Genomic DNA, 25,223 nt, shown 5'->3' on the forward strand with positions numbered 1-25,223 from the left:
CCCCCACCCCAACCACCCCCCCCACCCACCCCCCCCCCAACCCCGCCCCCCCCCCCCCCCCCCCCCCCCCCCCCCCCCCCCCCCCCCCCCCAAAAAAACGCTCTCAGGCGCTTTTTCTTATGACTTGCAGACTTTGGTAGCAATCTACCGTCTTGGATCTGGAGCGGGAAACGAGACTCGAACTCGCGACCCCAACCTTGGCAAGGTTGTGCTCTACCAACTGAGCTATTCCCGCATTTTGTACGGCTTGCATTAAGCCTGACTTGAAATACCCGAATAAATTTTAATCTGGAGCGGGAAACGAGACTCGAACTCGCGACCCCAACCTTGGCAAGGTTGTGCTCTACCAACTGAGCTATTCCCGCATATATTCTGGCATGTCGTACAGTTGAAATTCTTCATCGGTACGGGGAGCGCATTATACGAGAAATTATGCCTCTGGCAAGTCCCACAACACAAAAAATTGTATTTTTCCTCCGATTGATGATTAAACCAGCAAACAATCCGCTTAATCATCAATACGGAGATTAATTTATGTACAAATTTTATATCAAATACCGCTCTTTATTTTTAGATCACATTTTATTTTTGGATAAAGTGCTCACGGTAATACACCAATTCAGCAATGGATTCCCGAATATCATCCAAGGCCTGATGGGTATTTTTCTTACTGAACCCTGACAACATCTCAGGCTTCCAACGACGGGCCAATTCCTTAAGCGTACTGACATCCAAATAACGGTAGTGAAAATACTTTTCCAACTCTGGCATATAACGAAACAGGAAACGACGATCCTGCCCCACACTATTGCCGCAAATGGGGGATTTTCCTGCCGGCGCCCATTGTTCCAGAAAAGCAATAGTTGCTTTTTCAGCTTGCGCATCATCAAACTGGCTCTGCTTTACACGTTCTACCAATCCACTCGCAGTATGCGTCCGTACATTCCATTCGTCCATCAATGCCAATTGAGCATCCGGCTGATGAACCGCAATCACAGGCCCTTCTGCAAGGATATTCAATTCCGAATCGGTGACAATAGTTGCAATTTCAATTATGCGATCGCGATCGGGATCTAACCCCGTCATCTCTAAATCTATCCAGATAAGATTGTTCTCACTTTTTGACATGATATATCCTAGTTTCCTTCAAAAGAGGTAGTCTGTATCTGTGAGGTATCATAACGGTTTTGATCACTCACAGCGATAATCAGCAAGATAGATGAAATATAAACAAAAAATAAGTGAGGTTCGGTGGCTAAAAGTAAACTCTCCAAAGGGCAACAACGCCGTGTGCAAGCCAATCATCAGCGCAAGCTGAATAAGGCCGATGCTCAAAAGTCAGAAATGGATGACAGCCAGTTTGGTGAGCCACAAGAAGGGCTGGTGATCAGCCGATTCGGGCAACATGCCGATATCGAAGCAGCAGATTCTTCTATACAGCGTTGCAATATCCGTAGAACAATACACTCACTGGTCACTGGTGATCGCGTTGTATGGCGCCCCGCACTGCAACTCCAGTCTGATGTCAAAGTGAATGGTATCGTAGAAGCGGTCCATGAGCGCACTTCCGTTCTTACTCGTCCTGACTACTATGATGGCATCAAACCCATTGCATCAAATATCAACCAAATCGTGATAGTTTCCGCTATCTTGCCTGAACTTTCGCTGAATATTATCGATCGCTATTTAGTCGCATGTGAAACACTCAATATCGAGCCTCTACTCGTACTCAATAAAATCGATCTGTTGGATGCCGAGAGCCGTGAGTGGGTTAACGATGTCATGGATATCTATCGCCATATTGGCTATCGCGTACTGGAAGTTTCTCGCTATACCGGCGAGGGTATCCCTGAACTCACCACGATGCTGGCTAACAAAATCAGTATCTTTGCAGGCCAATCTGGCGTCGGGAAATCCAGCTTACTCAATACCCTGTTGCCCGACATGAAAGAAGATATTCTGGTCAATAATGTCTCCGATAACTCAGGCCTTGGTCAGCATACCACTACCACCGCACGTCTTTACCATTTCCAACTGGGGGGAGATGTGATCGATTCTCCAGGGGTCCGTGAGTTTGGACTGTGGCACCTAACGCCAGAACAGGTTACACAAGGTTTTGTCGAATTTCGCGAATATCTGGGAGGATGCAAGTTCCGTGATTGCAAACATCTAGACGATCCTGGATGTGCCCTAAGAGAAGCATTGGAACAAGGCGCCATTGCTCAGGAACGCTTCGAAAATTACCACCGGATTTTGGAAAGCATGACACAGGTTAAACCACGCCGAAATTTCACAAGCACTCAAAAATAAGGCAATAATTAACGATACCCTGACATTAAAAGATAATGGCAGGTACAATAGCCGACTTTTGTCCAATTTGCCAAGAAAAGATCCAAGAGGTTGACGTGCTGGATAATTTTAAAATCAGTCTACAATATTTACTGCCAAAACAATGCATTACAAAACTGGCAGGTTGGTTTGCCAATAAAAAAGCGGGCTGGCTGACGCAGCTTGCAATCAAGGCGTTCGCTAAGGCCTATAAAGTGGATATGAATGAGGCAAAGGATCCTTCATTCACTGCTTATTCAACATTCAATGAATTTTTTGTCCGCCCTCTTAAGGAAGGCATTCGCCCTATCGCCAATGAAATCCACCAATTGGCTCTGCCAGCAGACGGCACCGTAAGCCAGCTTGGGGCGATCCGCGAAGATCAGATTATTCAGGCTAAAGGCCACTATTACACAATAGAAGCATTGCTGGCAGGGCAGTATCAACTGGCTGAACAGTTCCGTCATGGTCAATTTATCACGACTTACTTATCACCAAGGGATTATCACCGTGTCCACATGCCATGTGATGGCGTGCTCAAGGAGATGATCTATGTCCCTGGTGATCTGTTCTCAGTAAACCCATTGACGGCTGCCAATGTGCCAAACTTATTTGCACGTAATGAACGCGTCATCTGTTTATTTGAGACAGCGTTCGGCCCCATGGTGCAAATTCTGGTTGGTGCGACCATTGTTGGCAGTATTGAAACTGTCTGGAGTGGCTGTGTCACACCTCCGCGTGAAGGCATCATCAAGCGTTGGACCTACCCTACAGAAGGCCAGGAAGGCGTCATCTCCCTCAAAAAAGGCGAGGAAATGGGACGCTTCAAGCTGGGTTCAACAGTGATCAACCTGTTTGCTGCTAATCAGATTAATTTTGCCAACAACTTATACAGTGGTTCACAAACCCGTATGGGAGATATGATGGCGCAAACTGCCACATCAGAAGAACCCACAGTAAATAACGATGAATCAATAAATTAAAGATATCATCAGCTAATTTATAACCAAGGAGCCCCTTATTGTGCGCCTGATTATCAGTTTACTTCTCAGCCTCTTAATTGCGAGCCAGGCTTTTGCTTCTGTGTCCCCGTTGGATGAAACCCAACTAAAACAAGAGCTGAAGCAGGTTGGAGGCAGTAAACGCTCACAAGATTCTGAAATCGCACATGCACTGCAAGGGGCAATAAATTGGGTTAATGATACAAAATCCGCCAATGAGCGTACCCAGAAGTACCGACAAGCAATTGATGAATTTCCTAAAATCATCAAAGAACTGCGCCAAAAAATCCTTGCTGAAAACAATGCTGCTACTTCCATTCCGGCCAATCAACCTATCAGCAAACTAGAACAGCAAATTATCCAGACCAATAATGAATTACAGGAACAAGGACACCAATTACAGCGCGAACAGGATAAACTCCGAGAAATCAGTGATTCCATGAGTCAATTGCCTCAACAGCAGGCTGAGGCAAAGCGTTTGCTGGCTGAGGCAACTTCTCGGTTCCAGTCTCTGGATTCACCTTCCACACCACTGGCCAAAGCGCAACTAGCGTTGGCGCAAGCAGAAGTCAATGCGCGTAGGGCTATGGCTGATGAATTGGAGATTGCTCAACTTTCTGTCAATAATCGTCAGGAGATTGCGCGCATAAGCGCAGAATTATACAAAAAACGCTATCAACGACTGGATCTTAAACTCCAGCAATTACGCAGCCTGTTAAATACCCAACGCCAGCAGAAAACGGAATCTGCACTGGAGTATACAGAAATGCTGGCGGAGCAGAGTGGAGAAAAATTGCCAAAGTTTTTGCAGGATGAACTCCAGCAAAACCGCCAATTATCGCAAATGCTCAATCAACAAGCCCAGAGAATGGAAGCCATTGGCTCAAAACAGCGCAAAGTCAATAGCGAAATCCTGTTTGTTCTCCAAACGCTCAATACTATCCGTGAACAGGCACAATGGCTAAATGATTCCACTGCACTTGGCGAAACGTTGAGGGCCAGAGTCACCCATATTCCTGATATGTCAAAACCCCAGCAAATTGACAGAGATATTGTCGAATTACGGGTCGAAAGGCTGAAATATGAGGAGATGCTGGAAAGCCTGCAACGGCCTATCGAACAAACATTACCCTCATATAACACGCTAACGCCAGAACAGAAAAAGGTTTACGAATCACTGATCCGCACCAAGAAAGAACTATTAAATTCCCTGCTATCAGGATATGACAATGAGATACTGGAACAGACACAATTTAAGGTCATCACCAACAAATTAAATGATGCCCTGAAAGAAGTTCAGGATGCAACCCACCGCTATCTGTTCTGGGTTGCAGATGTCAATCCTATATCGCTCAATTATCCGCTGAAAGTAGTGCAAAATCTGACTCACCTGCTATCTCTGGATACGTTCTCTCAGTTAGGTGCCGCTATCCACAATATGTTGACCAAGCAAGATACCCTGCTCTATCTACTGGGTACTTTACTCCTGGTCATTTTTAGCATTAGCTCACACCGCCAATATCATGCGTTTCTTGAGCGTTCGAGCAATCGCATCGGTAAAGTGACACAAGATCATTTCTCTCTGACTGTGCGCACAGTTTTTTGGTCTGTCGTCGCGGCACTACCACTGCCAATGCTCTGGTCTGCCATTGGTTACGGGCTGCAAAATGCGTGGCAGTATCCGATAGCGACGGCAATAGGCAACGGAGTACGTGAAACAACGCCTGTTCTGTGGGTCTTTATGCTCAGTGCAGCATTTGCTCATCCCAATGGTTTATTTATCGCCCACTTCCGCTGGCCGGAAGAGCGCATCAAGCGAGCGATGCGCTTCTATCGTCTTTCCATTTTCCTGATCGTGCCTTTGATGATGGCATTGATCACTTTTAACCATTACAAAGACCAGGATTTTATCGCCACCCTCGGCAGGCTATGTTTCATCATGCTCTGTATCTCGCTGAGTTTGGTAACCAGCAGCTTAAAACGCGCCGGCATTCCGCTCTATATGGACAAACATGGTTCAGGCGAGAATATTGTCAGCTCTGTTCTATGGTGGATACTGCTTTCGGCTCCGATTTTAGCGGCACTTGCTTCGATCCTGGGTTATCTGCAAACCTCACAAGCACTATTAGGTCGTCTGGAAACCTCTGTTGCTATCTGGTTCTTCCTGCTGGTCATTTACCACATTGTACGTCGATGGATGCTGATCCAGCGCCGTAAGATAGCTTTTGAGCGGGCAAAACAACGTCGTGCGGAGATATTGGCCCAGCGAGCCAAAAGTGAGGAAGATGCTGGCAATATTAATAGCAGTGTAGAAGGTGCAATCGAAGTTGAAGAACCTGTCATCGATTTGGATGCCATCAGTGCCCAATCGTTAGGATTAGTGCGTTCAATCCTGACAATGATAGCACTGGTTTCACTTATCTTATTGTGGTCTGAGTTACATTCAGCCTTCTCTTTTCTTGAAAATATCCGGCTTTGGGACGTAAGTACAACCATCAACGGTGTTGATAGCGTTCAGCCAATTACCCTAGGCTCCGTATTAATTGCAATCTTAGTTATTGTCATTACTACACAGCTTGTCCGTAACTTGCCAGCTCTGCTGGAACTCGCCCTGTTACAGCACTTAGTGCTGACACCGGGAACCGGTTATGCCATTACGACACTGACCAAATATAGCATTACTCTCATTGGTGGTCTGGTTGGTTTTTCTCTGGTGGGTATTGAATGGTCAAAAATACAATGGCTGATTGCTGCAATGGGGGTAGGGCTGGGTTTTGGCTTACAGGAAATTTTCACCAATATTATTTCTGGCCTGATCATCTTATTTGAAAAACCGATCCGCATTGGTGATACCGTGACTATCCGCGGTCTGACAGGCAGTATCACGAAGATCAATACGCGGGCAACAACGCTGTCTGACTGGGACAAAAAAGAGATTATTGTTCCCAACAAGGCCTTTATTACAGAGCAATTCATCAACTGGTCACTGTCTGACACAATCACGCGTATCGTCCTGACAATCCCTGTGCCGGCTGATATTGACTCCGCTAACGCCACCGACATATTAATGTCTGCCGCCAAAAGTTCGCCCTTTATTCTCGATAACCCGATGCCGGAAGTGTATTTAGTGGATTTGCAACAAGGCATTCAAATTTATGAACTACGTGCTTATGCCGCAGAAATGGGGCATCGTATGCCTGCCCGTCATGAAGTGCATCAACATATTTTGCAGGAATTCCGCAAACATGATATCACCTTGCCATTCCCACCATTCCAGGCACGGGTTGATATTTTTGGACAAGAAATCCGCAGTGCTACAACCAATTTCACGGGCCGTAATCCCCCACGCAGGCCGGGAGAACTGTAAGCATGAAAAAAAATATTTTTATCTCAATATTATTCACTTCTAATGTTGCTTTTTCTTCAACGAAAGCCGATTTAGATTACTGCGCCACAGTTGAATCTTGGGCTACTCAACAAGTGATAGAATCAGCATTTGAGAAAAATAAACAACTTGATAAGCTAAAAGCAACTTCGTTTCTAATAGAAAGAACCAAATTAATGGATGGCAGAAAAGAAATTAAGTTTGAAGATTGGGGGCAATTATATACTCAAACAATTAAAGTCATCATTCCATACGTCAATAATCAAAAGAAAAAAGTAACTTTTATTGCATCATCGATTATATCAGCAGAAGAGTGTTCATTAGGAATGCCGTCCTATTTTGACATAACACCTGATAATTATATTTTCAATAAAATATAGAACTATTTGTTAAACAAACGAGTGGCGTCACTTGAATTTTTTACCAAGTGACGCCACCTAAAAAAATGGTCATATATTCAATCCGTTGATTGGTATTAAACATAGTATTCACGTTCAATGAAGGTTCCGATGACTTTATCGTGTATTTCTGATGAATTAGAATAACCCAGCGTCTTGCGATTGCGTCGTTTAATTCGGCGCAAAGTCAAATTCTCCCTCTCAGCATCGCCTTTACCATGCTTTTTGACGAATTCCGTTTGCTGACAAAATCGACATTTTACTTCAACTGTTGCCATTTAATCTCTCCAAAAAATGGCGATTATACACAACCATCAACGGGTTGAATACGTGACCGTATATCTGTTTCGGTACGATGCTGGAATCCAGCCTTGCAAAGCAAACGCCATTAATAATGGCTTTAGTAGTATCGGTAGGATTAATGATTTATTGGTTAATCTGTAAGAAAATTAAATAAAGCCAGGGATATATCAGTCCATTATGCCTAATATCTATGATTTTTGATTTGCATAATATTTTCTTTTAAAAGGAGGACCGTGATCCCAACTTCCAAAAGAAAATATTTCCTTTTAATTAGCTCAAAATAACGACGATGAAATCAAATAGCATTAATGACGCATACCGATTGCCAATCGATTCATCCCATTCATAAGCGCAATCGCAAAAGTCAAATCAGAAATTTCCTGATCCGTGAAGTGATCTTTCAAAGGTAAATAAGCATAATCATCTGCGTGTGTCGTTACAATGTGAGTAAGCGCTTCAGCCCACTCCAACGCCGCTTTTTCACGGAGAGTAAACTGACTACTCACTCGCCATCCAGCTAATTCAGATAATCGACGTTCTGCCTCTTTATTTTCGCGCAAAACTTGAGAGTGTTTGTTTAAACAGAAAGAACAACCATTAATTTGAGATACTCGCAAATAGATCAATTCAATCAATTGCAAACCTAGCTGACTATTTTCCAGACCTTCTTTTACCGCACGAAAACCTTGCAATAGCTCTGGAGATAGGTTGTAGTAAGCGAGACGCAATTTACTCATAAATAATACTCATTATATTAATATTCCAGGAAACTATATTAAAAATGATTATTTTAAGCAAAGGAAGGAATTATTTTTTATAATAACTATTTATTTTAAGTTAAAAAGCATAAAAGAAGAATTGATTCAAACCCATATAATTCACCACATTAATTATATACCAATCTAACTTTAAGATGCGTATGATATCTCCCCCGCAAAGCGGGGGAGATATCAAGATTTCATATAGTGTTGTAAATTGCAATTTGAAGTTTATATGCGCATATATACCAATCTAACTTCAAGATGCGTGTGATTTCTCCCCGCGAAGCGGGGGAGAAATCAAGTTTAATATCGTGTTGTAAATTGCAACTTGAAGTTTAATGCGTATACTAGAAACACAACAACCAATTGATTTATATATAATAAATTAAATATTTTTAGATATTAATACTTTCTTTTTGGATCAGCACCGTACTCATTATCACCCTGAGTACCTTCCAACAGAGTAAATACGAATAAAATAATGCTGGCTACGGGAACGAAAGCTAATAAAAACCACCATCCAGAACAGTTAACATCGTGCAGTCGGCGTACTGTTACAGCAAGATTTGGAATAAAAGTAACAATGATATAAATCACCAACAATGCCAAACCAGCAATATCATTAATTACTGAAGCCAATGCTATAAGGGCCAGGAGTACAATCATGTTAAATAAAGAAAACATCCAATATTCTTTACGACGGGCACGGCCAGAGAATCCAGCATAATTTTTCAAAACACTTAGATACCAATTCATAATATCACTTCATCTAAATCAAATTATATAAAGGAAAAGCAGACAAACTATAAAGGATGATGAATTTTACACTTAATTATCTTTTAATTTCCATAGTCCATTACTAGTTGATAAACATTTCCTTATTTATACTATTATTAGATAGTGATTTAAAAAAACCTTACAAAAGTAAAATTAGAAACAGGAACTATATAAATATCTTTAATTCATATCAAAGTTACGCATAAATTTATCGGAAAAATAAGACACATTATTTTATGATTAACCCTAATTAGATTATCATTTACTTACTCAGCTAATAATCACACAGAAGCACAACTGTTCCAGATCAAATAATAAATCTAGGGGCAGTATCATTTTAGTACAATGAACTGCCATTTTATTGGTTTGATGTAAGATTATTTAAAAACTCACTCAAAAGGCATTAAACCAAATACAAATAACCTACGTTAATAAATACAGCAATAAAAAAATCAGTAATTCCTAATATAGTGGAAAATTATTGATAGAAATCGAGCACTGTCTACTGTTTTCAATATTGTTACCGGTTTTCTGTTTATATTAGGATTTACATTCAGTAATGATAATTCAGGTTCATAAAGAATCGTCATACCACGCTTTGCTCCCTCTAAAACAACATCTACGTAATTTTGTGTACTAGTGACAATAGTTTTATCAATTAACCATGCCACCGTCAGTGCATCATGAATCCAACACCCTGCCAGCCCTCTCGTTCTCATGGAATAATTCATCCATGGGCGAATCGTTTCGACTAAAAATTCACAAAGAGGATTATTAAATGTAGCTAAGTAATCCAAATCAGAATGTAGCATCTGAGTTTGTGTCGTCACGTCCATCGGCACTAAAGTAATATTTGCACCACTTGTCAACACGATATGAGCAGCTTCAGGATCAATGCCAAAGTTGGTATCTTTCTGATAACCAGGGACATCAAATACACCTCCCATGATGACAATTTCAGCTATAGATTCAGTAAATTTGGGATATAATTGCATCACATTAGCAACATTGGTTAAAGGACCAATCGCTACAAGCGTAATCTCACCGGGATTTTGGCATACAAGTTCACCAATTCCATGTACTGCTGATGAAGTAACCAAAGGAAATTGTTCAGGAGGAACAACCTCCTTCCATAAATCACGCAAACCATTTTGGTCAACGCTATGATCAAGTTTTTCACGCCACACTTTCATCGGCTCCAATAATCCTTGGGAAGCGCCACGTAACACAGGGATATTTTCGCCTAATCTCTGTAAAAGCGACTTTGCAACAGAATAACCAATTTCACTAGGCGTATTACCTGATACAGTAGAAATTAATTCAAGAGAAATTTGTGGAGCAGCTATGGCAAGAGCTAATGCAAGGCCATCATCAATATTTGCTCCTGCTATACCATTCCCTGGATCACAATCAATAATTAAACGCATACCTATTCTTTTACGTGAGATGAACAACCACAGGATTCTCCGATCTGTAAATCAAACTCAAATTCACATTCGAGAGCTTCCCCATTCCATGTTTTCAACATTTCAATAGCCGTTTTTGCCATTTTATCAATTGGCTGACATACCGCGGTCAAAGAAGGAAAGTTGAACCGCGATTGCTGCGTAGCATTGAAACAAACCAACGCGATATCATTAGGAACCTTTATTCCATGTTCTGACAACGCGCGAAGACATCCGAACGCCTGTAGCTCATTAGTCGCAAACAAAGCGCGAGGAAGTTTTCCTTTTAACATTTCCAACGTGACCTCATAACCTCCTGTACGAGTATAATCTGTTGAAAAGATCCACTCGTCATGCACAGTCAAGTTCGCCTGCTGTAACGCATCACACCAACCAGCGATACGATCTTGTGTATTTAACATATCACGGGGTCCACAGATGATGGCTATATCACAATATCCATGCTGAGTTAGGTGCTGAGTGGCCTTAAATGCGGCAAGTCTTTCATTTACAATAATTGCGCTGACATTGAGCTTCGCATCAACACGATCTAACATGACACATGGTGTTCCACTTTCTTGAATCAATTCAATATAAGGATGACGATCGACGCTGGTATATAGCAATCCATCAACCTGACGATGCAATAGGTTGTTGATAAGTTCCTTTTCTCGATTTCTGTCATCCCCAGAATCTCCTAATAAAAGAATCTGCCCATGTTTGAATGCTTCTTGCTGCAATGCATGAGCCATTGAGGAAATAAAAGGATTAGATATATTAGGTACAATAAGACCATAAGTTTGCGTCATTCCTGAGACAAGAGCTTTCGCAATACCATTTGGCCTATAACCCGTTTTTTGGATAGCTGCCAATACGCGTTGCCGAGTCGCTTCTGCAACAGGCCTGGGACCATTGTTAACAACATAACTGACTACAGCTACAGATGTGCCTGCTTCTTTGGCAACGTCGGTACGAGTCACTCGTTTAGGATGTAACTTCATGACATTTACTTAATTAATTTGTAGGAGAAGGTTATGACTTAAATAATTTAGAGAATAAAATACCATGCTTTGAGATGTAATAAACATTTGGCACGAATCAAATAATGTTAATTCATGCCAAAGTTATCGATAGTGAGTTAATACTTCGAAGTATTAAATAGCATCATCAGGTAAATTTAGGTCCCTACCTCGTGTCTCTGGGGCAAAAAACGTTGTTATAAAACCAATTCCTGCCATAAATGCAAAATAAAATGCGATGGGCCACCAATGCCCAGTAAAAGACAATAGTGCTGACGCCACCAATGGCGCAGAACCCCCAGATAAAATGGAACCTAATTCTTTTGCAAAGGCCATTTTTGCGTAACGATTTCTCACTCCAAACAGCTCTACTCCCCATGCTGCCTGAACGCCAAATATCCCCAAAGAAGCCAATCCTATACCTACAACAATTGTTGAAATCACAATGATAGGCTCGCGGCTGTCCAGTAAGATAAAAGCAGGCACAGAATATAAGATCAATAATAGACAAAACCAACGATATACAATTCGGCGCCCAAAACGGTCAGATAAATAACCCGATAAAGGAATGATCAAAAAACCTAGTGCTGAAGCAATAAAGACAGCTATTGTTGGTATAGATTTATCTATTACTAATACCTTTGCAACATAACCAATGATAAATCCCTGAGCCAGGTAGGATGGTCCGTTTTCTCCGATGCGCAAACCAACCATGATCCAGAACGCTTTTGTTCGTTTCCAAAAGCTTCGATGCTCTCGTTCGATTTTATTTGCAGGTTTATCACTTAATATCTTTGAATTACGGGATTCCAGAGCCATTTTATAACGCCGAAATACTGGAGACTCATTCATATTCCATCGGATAAATAAGGCAACTACTGTAAGTAATAAACTAGACAGAAATGGAATACGCCATCCCCAATCGAGCAAGCTCTCTTTATCCATTGTCAGCACTAGCAACCAAATCAGTGATGCCAATAATGTTCCACTATTGGAACCAAGAGCAATAATAGAAGAAACCAAACCACGTTTTTTCGGAGGAGCATATTCTCCTAGAATCACTGTACCACCGGAAAGTTCAGCGCCAGCCCCTAACCCTTGCGTAAACCTTAAGATAACGAGACAAATAGGAGCCCACACACCAATTTGAGCATAACTCGGAATAAGCCCAATGAATGTTGTAGAGATCCCCATAAGCATTATGGTTGTCACCATGACAATCTTACGTCCCTTGCGATCTCCCAACCATCCAAACAATAAGGCACCAATAGGCCGTGCGACAAATCCAACTGAATAGGTAGCAAAACTGGAAAGTAAAGCAACCATTGGTGTCATATCAGGAAAAAATACATCACTAAAGATAATTCCCGCAGCTAAACCGTAAAGTGCAAAATCAGCATATTCCATTGCCGTACCCAACCAACAAGAGAAAGCGGCGCGATAAAAATCCTTGTGCCCTTGTCGAGTAACCAAACATACTTCGGATGTATGTCGTTCCCCCGTTAAGGGCACCTTTACATTTGCAAACTGCATAAGATGTTCCCTGAATGTTGGAACAGTAAATTAACAATTTCGATGTTATAAACCGGAAAAAGATTTTTTCATAGTTATATTTATATTATTTTTACTTAACATCTTATCTACTCGAGTAGATTTTGCAAATGTAAAAACATAATAATTTTATTTCAGTCACAAATATTAGATAAAAATGCAGAACCCACAATCCATAAAAAAACAAAAACATGTATCAAAATTTGTTTTACAAAAAAATATTAATGTTACCCTAATCTTTTCAACTGTAAATTATGACTTTAAATTGTTAAACATGAAAAACAATGAAATTGAAATAGCCATAAATAAAACAACCTAACATCATGAAAATAAACAAATTACAATGAAATTAATATATTGAATGTTTAGAAGGGTGTTTTTTTAATTGTTAACATTGAGATAGCTAAGTAGCAAATAATTTTAACTCTTATTCCTCACTGTAACCACTACGACTTCATGATTATATTACGAAAAACATCACCACATATCACAAAACCAGAAAAAATATTTTTTAGATAAAAAACTAAATTAAGTGAAATTTAACCTTATATACGCATTAAACTTCAAGTTGCAATTTACAACACTATACGAAACCTGATTTTCCCCGCTTCGCGGGGAGAAATCACACGCATCTTGAAGTTAGATTGGCATATGATAATTAGAAATAACTCGTACTATTAACCATCGTAATCAACGTTAAATTTACCAAAAACAGCATCCGATGTGATGCTGTTTTCAAACAATTAGCTTCTTTAAACCTGATACATTTTCCGTAAATAACAAGAAACGGCATCTTCTGCGTTGGAACCAATGACTTCCATATCAAGTAAAATATCTTTCAAGCGCTGATGCGCTCCCTGCATGATACAGCCTTTACCGGCCACACTTAACATTTCTCGATCGTTCATACCATCGCCAAAAGCAATGCAGTCATTTAATTGATACCCGATCAATTGACAAACTTGCTCCAATGCATGACCTTTAGAAACACCACCAGCCATCACTTCCAAACAATTCCTCAGTGAAAAACTGACATTAACCCTTTCCCCCCAACGTGCTTTAATCCTCTCTTCCAAATCCACCAAATAATCATGATCTTCACTGGTGTAGTAAACCTTGCATACGCCATCCGTGGGAAAATTATCGCGCTGAAAAAGTTGGTAATGGAAAACTGACTCCTGAAAAAACTCTTTCTGTTCAGGCGCTTCTCTATTTATTAGCCAATCATCATTATTGAAATAATTAGTCAGGACATCGGGATTATCAAACTCTAATAAACACAAATCATGGGCAATATCCGGATCTAAGTTATGGCTAAATACCAATTCATCCTGGGTATTGTGAACCCTTGCACCGTTGGAAGTGATCATATAAGCATCAATGCCCAATCCATCACGGATCTGTCCCACATCAATATGATGCCGCCCTGTTGCAAAAACAAAATGAATCCCTTGTTCCGTCAATAAGTTCAACGTTTCCTTGGTATACGGGGTTAATTTATGGTCGGGAGATAACAAAGTGCCATCTAAATCTGAAGCAACAACATGATACATGGTTATGGTTCCTAAACTAAATCAGTTCTGGTCAAAAAAATCACAAATTGCATTGAGGGCCTGCGCTCGCAATGCATCTTTTTCGAACAGGATTTCGTGGTGAGCCCCCTGGATAATCAGGGGATTTTGGTGCGATGCACAAAAAGCCAATAACTCCCGATGACTGACTATCTTATCTTCACTTGCTTGTAATACGATGAGTGGCGTTTGAATTTTGCCCGCATTTTCAATCAGATTATCGCCTATCAGCATACTTTCACGCATCCAATGGTAAGTTGGCCCCCCAAGGCGCAATTCAGGATAATCAGTATAGTAACGCAAATAACGCTGATAACGCGCATAACTGTGGGTTAATAGATTAATAAAATAGGGTAATGGCCGCCATTGCCCCGTTGACAGGGCATAAGCATTACGTCTTTTGATATTGGGTTCCGCCTGATTAACCAGAAAATTCGCCAACCAGCGCGGCATGGGTAAGTTAATACCAAACATCGGCGCACATAACGCCACAGCACGAAAAATCGGTTCCTGGTAACGCACCAGAAAACGGCTCAAAATCGCGCCCCCCATTGAATGGGCCAGAGCATAACAGCGATGAGACTGACGAGGCGCTACTTCAAGCTCAATAAATTTAGCTAAGTCATCCACATAATGATCGAACTCTTCAACATGGCCTTTCTGTCGATCGTCTAACATTCTCCCTGAACGGCCTTGCCCACGATGATCAATAATGAAAACATCGTAACCCAGATGATAAAAATCATAGGCCACTTCAGGATATTTCACGTAACTTTCACTACGGCCAGGCAAAATGACGAGTGTTTTGTCATGATGGAAGGAACAAAAGGAGACATAATGGATGGAAATATCATCAACTCCTACAAATTGCCGTTCTTCCCTTGTTTGCCAAAAATCCAGTAATAGTCCATTCGTAAAGGCTGAGAACTGAGGTTCACGGTTTAACCAGCTAGCTTTCAATATCTCAGATACCATTCGTTATCCTCAGTTCACTGTCCTTTCGTTATTCAAATCTTTCAGTTACTCGAATTCTTCAAAATGCTCTCGGATTAAGGTCATAAATGCATCACCAAAACGCTCTAATTTCCGCTGACCAACGCCATTAATCAGCAAAAGTTCATCCGGCGTTATTGGGCACTGTTCTGCCATCTCAATTAACGTGACATCATTGAAAACAACAAAGGGTGGAATATTGTTTTCATCAGCAATGGATTTACGCAATTTGCGTAACTTAGAAAATAATTTGCGATCATAATTGCCGCTGTATGATTTGTTTTGCTGATTGCGGCTTTTCAAGTTTTGGATACGTGGTACGGCAAGTTGCAGAGGCACTTCGCCACGTAATATAGGTCGTGCAGCCTCTGTCAATTGCAGCGCAGAATAGTTGGCAATATTTTGGCTGATCAGCCCCAGGTGAATAAGCTGACGCAAAACGCTCATCCAATGTTCCTGACTCTGCTCTTTACCCATGCCATAAACAGGCAGCTTGTCGTGCCCAAAATCTCTAATGCGTTGATTATTCGCACCACGTAGCACTTCTACAATATAGCCAATCCCAAAACGTTGTCCAACGCGATAGATACAGGACAGCGCTTTCTGTGCTTCCACCAGACCGTCGTAACGTTTGGGAGGATCAAGGCAAATATCACAGTTGCCACAAGCTGTTTGGCGGCTTTCCCCGAAATAATTCAACAATACCAAGCGCCGACAAGTCTGCGCCTGTGCAAATGCGCCCATAGCATTGAGTTTATGCCGCTCAATATCCTGTTGTTCACCAGTAGGTTTTTCTTCTAAACAGCGACGCAGCCATACCATATCCGCAGGATCGTAAAACAGCACGGCTTCCGCCGGTAAGCCATCTCGCCCAGCCCGGCCAGTTTCCTGATAATAAGATTCGATATTACGGGGAATATCAAAGTGCACAACAAAGCGCACATTAGGTTTGTTAATTCCCATACCAAATGCAACCGTTGCTACAACGATCTGCAAATCATCTCGCTGGAAGGCATCTTGTACCCATGCCCGTTGACTGTTTTCCAGCCCCGCATGGTAAGGCGCAACACTTAACCCCCGTTTTTGCAGACGCACCGCGGTTTCTTCCACTTTATTACGGCTATTGCAATAGATAATGCCACTTTTTCCCTGCTGACCTCGGACAAATGACCAAAGCTGATCAAGGGGTTTGTATTTTTCAACTAAGGTATAGCGAATATTGGGACGATCAAAGCTGCTGATATGGATAATCGGCTCATGCAACTCCAATAAACGTACGATATCCTGACGGGTCGCTTTATCTGCTGTAGCTGTTAGTGCAATCACTGGAAGCTCGGGGAAACGACGACGAAGTTGCCCTAATGCTCGATATTCTGGGCGAAAATCATGCCCCCATTGAGAAATACAATGAGCTTCATCGACAGCCAATAAAACAGGCTGCCAGTCGCGAAGTTGATCAAGAAAGTTATCCGTTACCAACCGTTCAGGGGCGATATAAAGCAGTTTAATACTTCCCTTACGACAACGTTGAATGATATCAAATTGCTGTTCACGATTTTGAGTTGAGTTCAGGCAATCCGCTTCAACACCATTCGCACGTAGCTGATCAACCTGGTCTTTCATCAATGAAATGAGTGGAGACACAACCAGAGTCAGCCCATTTTTAACCAATGCGGGGATCTGGTAGCACAGTGACTTACCGCCTCCCGTTGGCATAATCACCAGACAGTCGCGTCCGTCAAGAACGGCGTCAATCACTTGCTGCTGCCCCGGACGAAATTGCTGGTATCCGAATGTTTTTCGTAATGCTTGTTCAGCCAGCGATGCCGTGCTGATAAGTTCTGCGGTAGACACGCCTTTCCTCGATCGTTAGAAACTAATCCCTGAAAAAGCCTAAAAACAGGCTATAAAAATACAGTCGCGATCCAATCGCCTGTATATAAAAAATTACCGCTTATTCTACACACTATATGGTTATTTTTTGTAGTCCATTTTTTTTCATGAATTGTTTCTCGAAGCGCTTCACAGACTGGCAAAGTCGATAATGAAAGCATAAACTTAACAAGATATTAACTATATAAATTCATTTAATACCCGTTGATTTTACTTTTCATTATCAGGTTATCAGGAAAATCACCATGGAAAATATTCAGCCAGTAGACACTCTCTTAACGCCAGAAGAAGCCCGTAAATTTATCGGTGAACTCTTTGTTTATCATATGCCATTCAATCAATTGTTAGGTCTCGAACTGCTCCGCTTCGAACAAGACTACGCAGAATTGAAATTTTGCTACCAAGAAAAATTGGTAGGTAATATGATTCATAAAATTCTACACGGTGGCGCGATCGCTTCCATATTAGATGTTGCTGGAGGGCTGGTTTGTGCAGGCAACGCATTGACATCCATTGAAACAATGACCATCGCAGAGATCCAAAAACGTCTAACCACATTGGGCACTATTGATTTGCGCGTGGATTACCTGCGCCCCGGACGAGGCGAAGTATTTACTGCCAGTTGCAATCTTATTCGCGCTGGCAATAAAGTCTCTGTCGCCAGAATTGAATTGCATAATGAAAAACAGATGCATATCGCCAGTGCAATGGGGACTTATTTGGTTGGTTGATGTTTTCAAACCCCAATACCTAAAACTAATACCCAGTTCATGCCCAGAATACAGACTTAAAATAAATGAAGGAATGTGCCAGCAATTATCGAAGCTGGCCGCTTTAAGCCACGGCGATGAAACGGAGAATTAAGTTGCGTCATGCCGTGAACGGTTGCGGGCGCTGCTTGGCAACAATCCGGCGGTCGAGCCGCTGGTGCATCGTCAGAGCTGCTTCGGGATGCGGTCGGGCAGCAGGCGCTGCTGTCACGGGTGGTTGAGTTCTATCACCAGACTTTGCTAAATGCGCCGGAAGCCCATCAGTATCTGAAAAAACGCCGCCTTTACTACCCTGAGCTGGTCAGTCATTTTAAGCTCGGCTTTGCCAACCGGACACTCGGTTATCGCTTACCGGAGAAGAAAATCAAAGCGGGCGCTGAGATCCGTGCCCGGCTTCAGGCGGTCGGGCTAATGCGGGAGAGCGGGCACGAACACTTCAGCGGCTCGCTGGTTGTGCCGGTGATCGGTCTAGACGGGCAAATACAGGAAATGTATGGCCGTAAAATCACGGATTGGCTGCGGGCAGGCACACCGCTGCATCTGTATTTACCGGGTGAACATGGCGGTGTCTGGAATGAAGCCGCGGCTGGTCGGTTCGGCCTCGGTGATCCTGTGTGAATCTCTGATTGATGCGATGTCGTTCTGGTGTGCGGGTTATCGCAATGTCACCTGTTCGTATGGCGTTCACGGCTTTACCGAGAAGCATACGGGAAGCCCACTGGACCAGGAGGTATGAGACAGGTGCATATTGCCTATGACAATGATAAGGCAGACAATGAAGCGGCGGTAGGACTGGCGTCAGAGCTGCAGTTGCCAATGGGCGGATGATGCTGGCAGGTGGCGTTCCTGAAGGGCAGTGATGCCAATCGTTTTAGCTGCGACGTGGCAGACCCCGGAAACGGCTTTCGGTCAGTTACTTGAGAGTCCGAGCCAATGCGGGAAGAATGAAGAAACGCCGCGCTGGAGAGCAGATGCCATTCGCGGGCGACGTCGTCAGTCCGCGGCGGCATTAGTGGCAGAAGCGGGCGTGGTGACAACGCTGGAGGCCAACGGGGATATGCGTTGTTCAGCCGGAAGGAGCACAGGAGTGGCGGCTGCGCGGCGGTGCCGCCGAAAATCGGTGCGGCGGTAATGAAAATCAATGTGCAGTTACTATATAAAAACAGCGGCGCGTTGTTCTTGGATAGTCTCGATATCCTGAGCGCCCGTGCGCGTGACAGGGGGAGTCGTGCCAATGGCAGGAAAGCGGAGCTGGCGACTTACCGGATACGCTGATTAAGCGGACACTGGGGCGGGTATTACTGGAGCTCGAGGATGGCAGCAGAAAGACGGACCGCGGCATCTTGGAATGCGTGAGTGACAGTGAGCAGCAGCTGCGTTGAAGTTGTTGCAAGATCCGGCGTTGGTCAGCCGTATTACGACGGATTTAGCCGCCTGTGGCGTGGTCGGTGAATCACTAATGTGCTGGCAGGGTAATCTGGCGGCGGTGAGCCGAAAGTGACAAACCCTTAGCCGTCCTGATCCAGAGCAGCAGCGCCGCCGGAAAGAGCAGATTAATGGATGCGGTGCTAAACTTGATCCCGGAAGAAGAACGTATCCAGTACAGCGCCATGACCGGGCAGAGCCTGTTTTACCTCGGTGAAACTAATCTCCAGCATAAGATTTTAGCTATCGCGGAAGAAGAAGGTGTGCGGCAGGCAGCGTATGCGCTCAAGCTGTTGCAGACAGACGGCGAACTAACGATGGCAAGCACGGAGGAAAGACGAAGCGACGGGCAATCTGGTGACAAAAAGCTATACCGTCAAAGGTCCGGTGATGCTGATGCTCACCACAACGGCGATTGATATTGACGAAGAGTGCTCAATCGTTGTCTGGTGCTGACGGTCAACGAATCCCGCGAACAGACCGAAGCTATCCATGCGGTACAGCGCCAGAAGCAGACACTCGCCGGCTTGCTGGCTGAGAACGAGCGCGACTATCTGACACAACTTCACCAGAACGCCCAGCGGTTGCTGAAACCGCTAAATGTGGTCAACCCCTATGCCAGGCCCAGCTCACCTTTATGTCTGATAAAACCCGTACCCGCCGCGACCATATGAAATACCTGACACTCATTCAGAGTATCGCCCTGCTGCACCAGCACCAGCGGGACATCAAAACCGCCGATCATCGTGGCAAGGTGCTTGAATACATCGAAGTGACCAAAGACGATATCCGGCTGGCCAATCAGTTGGCGCATGAAATCTTAGGCCGGACACTGGACGAAATGCCGCCACAGACGCGCAAGCTGTTATTACTGATCCAGTGGCCTTGTCATTTTGCGGCACGTGTCCCACGGTGTAATAACGTTCTGTCTTAGCTATTTATAACTTAGCTATTTATAAAAAAATAACCCGAAAAATATCGCAATACACTGTTTTTAATTGGAATTACTGAGAAAAAATTTTAAGTTAAAAAGAAATTAAATTATGAATAACAGATGAAACAAGAATCAGATTGTAGATTGTATAAAAATAGATAACCCTGTTACCTAAACATAATAATTTAGCGTAAAGTGCTATTTGGCTAAGTGGAAAAATTTAATTTATTATTCATGCGATTAACTACTTGTAAATCATTCATCCCAATGACAAATTGTATAGGTCTATGAGCTATCACCTTAACCAGCTCTTCTGATTTTCTGAACATTCTCTAAACATTCAAGGATATTATGAGTAACCAACAGACTGCCAAAGGTATCTTGTATGCCTTGGGGGCTTATCTTATTTGGGGATTTGCGCCTATCTACTTCAAAGCCATACAAAATGTGCCACCCGATGAAATCGTATCACACCGTGTTATATGGTCAGTTTTTTTTATGGTACTGTTGCTGACAATGACTCGTCACTGGCGCCAGGTTTGGGCTGTTATTCACCAGCCGAAGATACTGCTATTACTAGGCATCACTGCCTTCACTATTACCAGTAACTGGCTTACCTATATCTGGGCAGTCAATAATGGGCACTTGCTGGAAGCAAGTCTGGGGTATTTTATTAGCCCACTGGTTAATGTGCTGTTTGGTATGATATTTCTTGGTGAACGTTTTCGCCGTATGCAGTGGGTTGCCGTAGGATTGGCCTTTACCGGAGTATTGATCCAGCTATGGCAGTTTGGTTCTGTACCGGTGATTGGTTTGTACTTAGCGACGACGTTTGCTGTCTATGGGCTGATCCGCAAAAAATTAGGGATTGATGCACAGACGGGGATGTTGATTGAGACAACCTGGGTATTCCCGGTCGCCCTAATTTACCTGCTGTTTTTCACCCATAGCCCAACAAGTAATATGTCGGATAATACGTACTCTTTGAACCTCATGTTGATTGCTGCCGGTATTATTACGACGGTGCCACTGCTGCTCTTCACCGCAGCCGCTGCGCATCTGCGTTTATCTACGCTGGGCTTCTTCCAGTATCTTGGCCCAACATTGATGTTCTTATTGGCAACGCTAGTTTATGGCGAGGAAATTGGTCCCGATCGTCTGATTACTTTTGGCTTTATCTGGGCTGCCCTGATTTTGTTTATACTGGATGCGCTCTATACGCAACGTCGTTTACGGAAGTAGCCAAATTCCTTCAACGAGCACCAGTATCTATAAAATGTCTAAACTGACCCAAGGTATTACAAAATTTGGGTCATTTCTTCATAAATTCGAAATAGATTTCAAATTTCATATAATGTTCCTGAAGCATAGATACTATATATAATTGGAGTTAGTAAAATCAGATTGCAAAGCAACCACTTAGATAATAAGACAGATAGCTGGTGAGATGGTTACAGCCAATTTTTGCGTTTGAAGTAGAGATAAGGGGCCAAACCCGCTGCTATCATCAATCCAATCGCCGCAGGATAGCCGAATGTCCAATGCAGCTCCGGCATAAATTCGAAGTTCATACCGTAGCTGGACGCGACTAATGTTGGAGGCAGGAATACCACCGAAACAACCGAGAAGATCTTGATAATTCGGCTTTGTTCGATGTTGATAAAGCCCATCGCCGCCTGCATCAAGAAGTTCACTTTCTGGAACAGGGATTCATTGTGCGGCAGCAAGGATTCAATATCCCGCAGAATTTCACGAGCCTGTTCCAATTGATTGGCAGGCAAGCGAGCACGGCGCACAAGGAAGTTCAGGGCGCGCTGGCTATCCATCAGACACAAGCGAACTTTCCAGCCAATATCTTCCTGTTCAGCAAGGTTAGACAAAGCAGAATCAAACTCATCGCCCTGTTTGCCTTTCATAATGACCCGACTCAGAGATTCAAGCGCACTATAGATGTTTTCAATGACATCGGCCAATTGCTCGATTTTGGTTTCGAACAAGTCCATCAATAACTCATAGGCATTCCCGTCAACCATCGTCTGGTTACGGGCACGCATACGGTATAATCGGAATGCAGGGAGTTCACGCTCTCGCAATGTGTAGAGACGACCGTCACGGATGGTAAATGCGACTGTCGAGTTGCCAGCATGGTCTTCGGCATCTTCAAAGTAGAAGAATGAATGGACGTGCATACCATCTTCATCTTCAAAAAAACGGGCTGATGCCTCGATGTCATCCAACTCGGTGCGGGTCGCCAGGACTTGTCCCAGCTCATTCTGGACACGGAGGCGATCATCATCCCCCAGACCCACTAAATCTACCCACATGGAATCAGATAACTTATCACCTTCTTCAAGTTCAAGACGGAGCAGGCGATTATTCTCTAATTTAAATGCGTTCAGCATGTACCATAAGTCTCCTTATACTCCCTACGCTTATCGTAAGGCGCGAATGTTACGCTTAGAAGAAAAAGTCTGTCAACATTCAACCGGATTATTGGCCTGTTTCGAGTCGGGCATAAGCGGCCACCAGCCACTTAATGCCTTCACCCTGAAACGCGATTTGCAAGCGGCAATGCTCCCCACTGCCTTCTATATTGATAATCGTCCCTTCACCAAATTTGGGATGGCGTACACGCTGTCCAAGTGCATAACCACTGTCATTGGCACTGACAGGCGTACCCAGTCGTTTGTGGCTGACCGGACGGGATACCGTTGCCCGCAAGCGAACTTCTGTCACGCATTCTGTCGGTAATTCTCCAATAAAACGAGATGGGCGATGATGCACTTCCTTGCCATATAAACGACGGCTTTCCGCATAAGTCAGCGTCAGTTTTGCCATCGCCCTGGTAACGCCTACATAAGCCAGGCGGCGCTCTTCCTCCAGCCGACCACCTTCTTCGATGGACATCTGACTCGGAAACATGCCTTCTTCCATACCCACAATAAAAACTTGCGGGAATTCCAAACCCTTCGCTGAGTGCAAGGTCATCAGTTGCACCGCATCCTGATAGGCATCTGCCTGACCTTCCCCTGATTCAAGTGCGGCATGGGAAAGGAAGGCTTGCAATGGCAGCAGGTTTTCATCTTCATCCTGATAGCTGAATTGGCGGGTTGCCGTGACCAATTCTTCAAGGTTTTCGATACGCGCTTGCGCCTTTTCACCTTTTTCCTGCTGATACATGGCCCACAGGCCAGAATCACGGATAATGCGATCGGTCAGCACATGCAACGGCATCTCCTGCGTTTCCGTTTCCAGCGCATCAATCAATTCGATGAAGCGTTGCAGCGCAGATGCCGCACGGCCAGCCAACACTTTCTCCTGTATCAATACCAAACTACTTTCCCACAAGGTTCTTTGCTGATCCCGCGCAACCTGACGCACAACATCAAGCGTTCTGTCACCAATGCCGCGTGTTGGTGTATTCACCACGCGCTCAAAAGCAGCATCATCGTGACGGTTTGTTACCAGACGCAAGTAGGATAAGGCATCTTTGATTTCCTGACGTTCGAAGAAACGCTGGCCACCATAAATGCGGTAAGGCATGGAAGCCTGCAACAAGGCTTCTTCCAGTACGCGGGATTGGGCATTGCTTCGATACAGGATCGCACACTCTTTCAGTGCACCGCCATTATCCAGCCAATGCTTGATACGGCCGACAACATAACGGGACTCATCCAATTCATTGAAGGCGCAATAAAGTGAAATTGGCTCTCCCTCGCTGCCTTCTGTCCACAAGTTCTTGCCCAAACGATCACTGTTATGAGCAATCAGAGCATTGGCAGCTTTAAGGATATTGCTGGTCGAACGGTAATTCTGTTCCAGACGCAGCGTTTCCGCTCCCTGAAAGTCCTTGAGAAAACGCTGGATATTTTCTACCTGCGCACCACGCCAGCCATAAATGGACTGGTCATCGTCCCCGACAATCATGACCTTACCGCTATCACCAGCCAGAAGGCGAATCCAGGCGTATTGAATGTTGTTGGTATCCTGAAATTCATCCACCAGAATATTAGTGAAGCGTTCACGATAATGTTGCAGGATTTGTGGCTTATTCAGCCAAAGTTCATGGGCGCGTAGCAACAATTCTGCAAAATCCACCAGCCCTGCGCGGTCACACGCTTCCTGATAAGCCTGGTAGATTTTCAGCCAGGTCGCCTCTACCGGATTGCCATATATTTCAATGTGTTGCGGACGCAATCCTTCATCTTTTTTGCCATTGATGTACCACATCCCCTGACGGGCTGACCACTGTTTTTCATCCAGATTCATCGCTTTGATGATACGTTTGATGAGGCGGTGCTGATCTTCGCTGTCAAGGATCTGAAAATCCTGCGGCAGATTTGCATCAAGGTGATGAGCGCGCAGCAAGCGGTGAGCAAGTCCATGGAATGTGCCGATCCACATTCCGCCCTGACTGGTGCCAATCAGGTTTTCGATTCGGTGCCGCATCTCAGCAGCCGCTTTATTGGTAAACGTGACCGCCATAATGGAAAATGGCGCGGCATTTTCAACTGACAGTAACCAGGCAATCCGATGTACCAACACGCGCGTTTTACCACTGCCAGCCCCAGCCAGCACCAGCATGTTACTGCGGTGTGCTGCGACCGCTTCACGTTGTTTATCATTGAGGCTTTCGAGCAGATAAGAAACGTCCATAATTACCGTCAGT

Annotated in this window: 17 protein-coding genes, 2 tRNA genes and 2 pseudogenes; 7 read left to right on the forward strand and 14 right to left on the reverse strand. The window is 43.8% G+C overall.

Annotation, left to right across the window (positions count from 1 at the left end; genetic code table 11):
- Positions 1 to 159: 159 nt before the first annotated feature.
- The 3 genes from ACSJJG_RS18545 to orn all read right to left on the reverse strand — a co-directional run bounded on the left by ACSJJG_RS18545 (position 160) and on the right by orn (position 1,128).
- Positions 160 to 235, reverse strand: a tRNA-Gly gene (locus ACSJJG_RS18545).
- 54 nt (positions 236 to 289) lie between these two features.
- A tRNA-Gly gene (locus ACSJJG_RS18550) sits at positions 290 to 365 on the reverse strand.
- Between the two features lie 217 nt (positions 366 to 582).
- A complete protein-coding gene (orn, locus tag ACSJJG_RS18555) occupies positions 583 to 1,128 on the reverse strand; it encodes an oligoribonuclease (protein ID WP_481090171.1) in 546 nt (181 codons plus the stop codon).
- 123 nt (positions 1,129 to 1,251) lie between these two features.
- Between orn and rsgA the strand changes: the two genes are divergently transcribed.
- The 4 genes from rsgA (at position 1,252) to ACSJJG_RS18575 (ending at position 7,094) form a co-directional block, all read left to right on the forward strand.
- Complete coding sequence (rsgA, locus tag ACSJJG_RS18560) at positions 1,252 to 2,310, forward strand: small ribosomal subunit biogenesis GTPase RsgA (protein WP_481090172.1); 1,059 nt, start codon at positions 1,252 to 1,254, stop codon at positions 2,308 to 2,310.
- Between the two features lie 95 nt (positions 2,311 to 2,405).
- Positions 2,406 to 3,311: an archaetidylserine decarboxylase gene (gene asd / locus ACSJJG_RS18565; protein ID WP_481090173.1), complete on the forward strand. Its 906-nt coding sequence runs from the start codon at positions 2,406 to 2,408 to the stop codon at positions 3,309 to 3,311.
- A 40-nt stretch (positions 3,312 to 3,351) separates the two neighbouring features.
- Positions 3,352 to 6,696, forward strand: coding sequence for a miniconductance mechanosensitive channel MscM (mscM, locus tag ACSJJG_RS18570; RefSeq protein WP_481090174.1), 3,345 nt, complete (start codon positions 3,352 to 3,354; stop codon positions 6,694 to 6,696).
- Positions 6,697 to 6,698: 2 nt separating this feature from the next.
- Positions 6,699 to 7,094: a hypothetical protein gene (locus ACSJJG_RS18575; RefSeq protein WP_189759856.1), complete on the forward strand. Its 396-nt coding sequence runs from the start codon at positions 6,699 to 6,701 to the stop codon at positions 7,092 to 7,094.
- Positions 7,095 to 7,189: 95 nt separating this feature from the next.
- Here the strand turns inward: ACSJJG_RS18575 and ACSJJG_RS18580 are convergent.
- From ACSJJG_RS18580 to recQ, 9 genes and pseudogenes are all read right to left on the reverse strand, one after another.
- Positions 7,190 to 7,339 (reverse strand): annotated as a pseudogene (locus ACSJJG_RS18580) (IS1 family transposase); the annotation flags it as partial.
- A gap of 381 nt (positions 7,340 to 7,720) precedes the next feature.
- Positions 7,721 to 8,152: a carboxymuconolactone decarboxylase family protein gene (locus tag ACSJJG_RS18585; protein WP_481090175.1), complete on the reverse strand. Its 432-nt coding sequence runs from the start codon at positions 8,150 to 8,152 to the stop codon at positions 7,721 to 7,723.
- Positions 8,153 to 8,578: 426 nt separating this feature from the next.
- Complete coding sequence (locus ACSJJG_RS18590) at positions 8,579 to 8,932, reverse strand: DUF805 domain-containing protein (RefSeq protein ID WP_189759854.1); 354 nt, start codon at positions 8,930 to 8,932, stop codon at positions 8,579 to 8,581.
- A gap of 473 nt (positions 8,933 to 9,405) precedes the next feature.
- Positions 9,406 to 10,380: a nucleoside hydrolase gene (locus tag ACSJJG_RS18595; RefSeq protein ID WP_189759853.1), complete on the reverse strand. Its 975-nt coding sequence runs from the start codon at positions 10,378 to 10,380 to the stop codon at positions 9,406 to 9,408.
- Positions 10,381 to 10,382: 2 nt separating this feature from the next.
- Positions 10,383 to 11,399 carry a LacI family DNA-binding transcriptional regulator gene (locus tag ACSJJG_RS18600; RefSeq protein WP_189759852.1) on the reverse strand — a complete coding sequence of 339 codons (1,017 nt, stop codon included), beginning with the start codon at positions 11,397 to 11,399 and terminating at the stop codon, positions 10,383 to 10,385.
- Between the two features lie 153 nt (positions 11,400 to 11,552).
- Positions 11,553 to 12,950, reverse strand: coding sequence for an MFS transporter (locus ACSJJG_RS18605; protein ID WP_189759851.1), 1,398 nt, complete (start codon positions 12,948 to 12,950; stop codon positions 11,553 to 11,555).
- A gap of 770 nt (positions 12,951 to 13,720) precedes the next feature.
- Complete coding sequence (gene yigL / locus ACSJJG_RS18610) at positions 13,721 to 14,521, reverse strand: sugar/pyridoxal phosphate phosphatase YigL (RefSeq protein ID WP_481090176.1); 801 nt, start codon at positions 14,519 to 14,521, stop codon at positions 13,721 to 13,723.
- A gap of 21 nt (positions 14,522 to 14,542) precedes the next feature.
- The gene (gene pldB, locus ACSJJG_RS18615; protein ID WP_481090177.1) at positions 14,543 to 15,514 is read right to left on the reverse strand and encodes a lysophospholipase L2; all 972 of its coding nucleotides are present in this window, start codon (positions 15,512 to 15,514) and stop codon (positions 14,543 to 14,545) included.
- 45 nt (positions 15,515 to 15,559) lie between these two features.
- Entirely contained in the window at positions 15,560 to 17,386 is a 1,827-nt protein-coding gene (gene recQ, locus ACSJJG_RS18620; protein WP_481090178.1) for an ATP-dependent DNA helicase RecQ, read from the reverse strand.
- Between the two features lie 284 nt (positions 17,387 to 17,670).
- Between recQ and ACSJJG_RS18625 the strand changes: the two genes are divergently transcribed.
- The 3 genes and pseudogenes from ACSJJG_RS18625 to rarD all read left to right on the forward strand — a co-directional run bounded on the left by ACSJJG_RS18625 (position 17,671) and on the right by rarD (position 21,796).
- Positions 17,671 to 18,156: a thioesterase family protein gene (locus ACSJJG_RS18625; protein WP_481090179.1), complete on the forward strand. Its 486-nt coding sequence runs from the start codon at positions 17,671 to 17,673 to the stop codon at positions 18,154 to 18,156.
- A 148-nt stretch (positions 18,157 to 18,304) separates the two neighbouring features.
- A pseudogene (locus tag ACSJJG_RS18630) lies at positions 18,305 to 20,500 on the forward strand (toprim domain-containing protein); the annotation flags it as partial.
- Between the two features lie 405 nt (positions 20,501 to 20,905).
- A complete protein-coding gene (gene rarD, locus ACSJJG_RS18635; protein ID WP_481090180.1) occupies positions 20,906 to 21,796 on the forward strand; it encodes an EamA family transporter RarD in 891 nt (296 codons plus the stop codon).
- A 209-nt stretch (positions 21,797 to 22,005) separates the two neighbouring features.
- On the opposite strand, the gene corA is transcribed toward rarD, so the two are convergent.
- Together corA and uvrD are read right to left on the reverse strand one after the other, a co-directional pair.
- Positions 22,006 to 22,956, reverse strand: a complete 951-nt coding sequence (gene corA, locus ACSJJG_RS18640) for a magnesium/cobalt transporter CorA (protein WP_481090181.1) — start codon at positions 22,954 to 22,956, stop codon at positions 22,006 to 22,008.
- Positions 22,957 to 23,044: 88 nt separating this feature from the next.
- Complete coding sequence (uvrD, locus tag ACSJJG_RS18645) at positions 23,045 to 25,210, reverse strand: DNA helicase II (protein ID WP_481090182.1); 2,166 nt, start codon at positions 25,208 to 25,210, stop codon at positions 23,045 to 23,047.
- Between the last annotated feature and the right edge of the window lie 13 nt (positions 25,211 to 25,223).

The sequence above is a fragment of the Xenorhabdus sp. SGI 60 genome, from assembly GCF_056632175.1.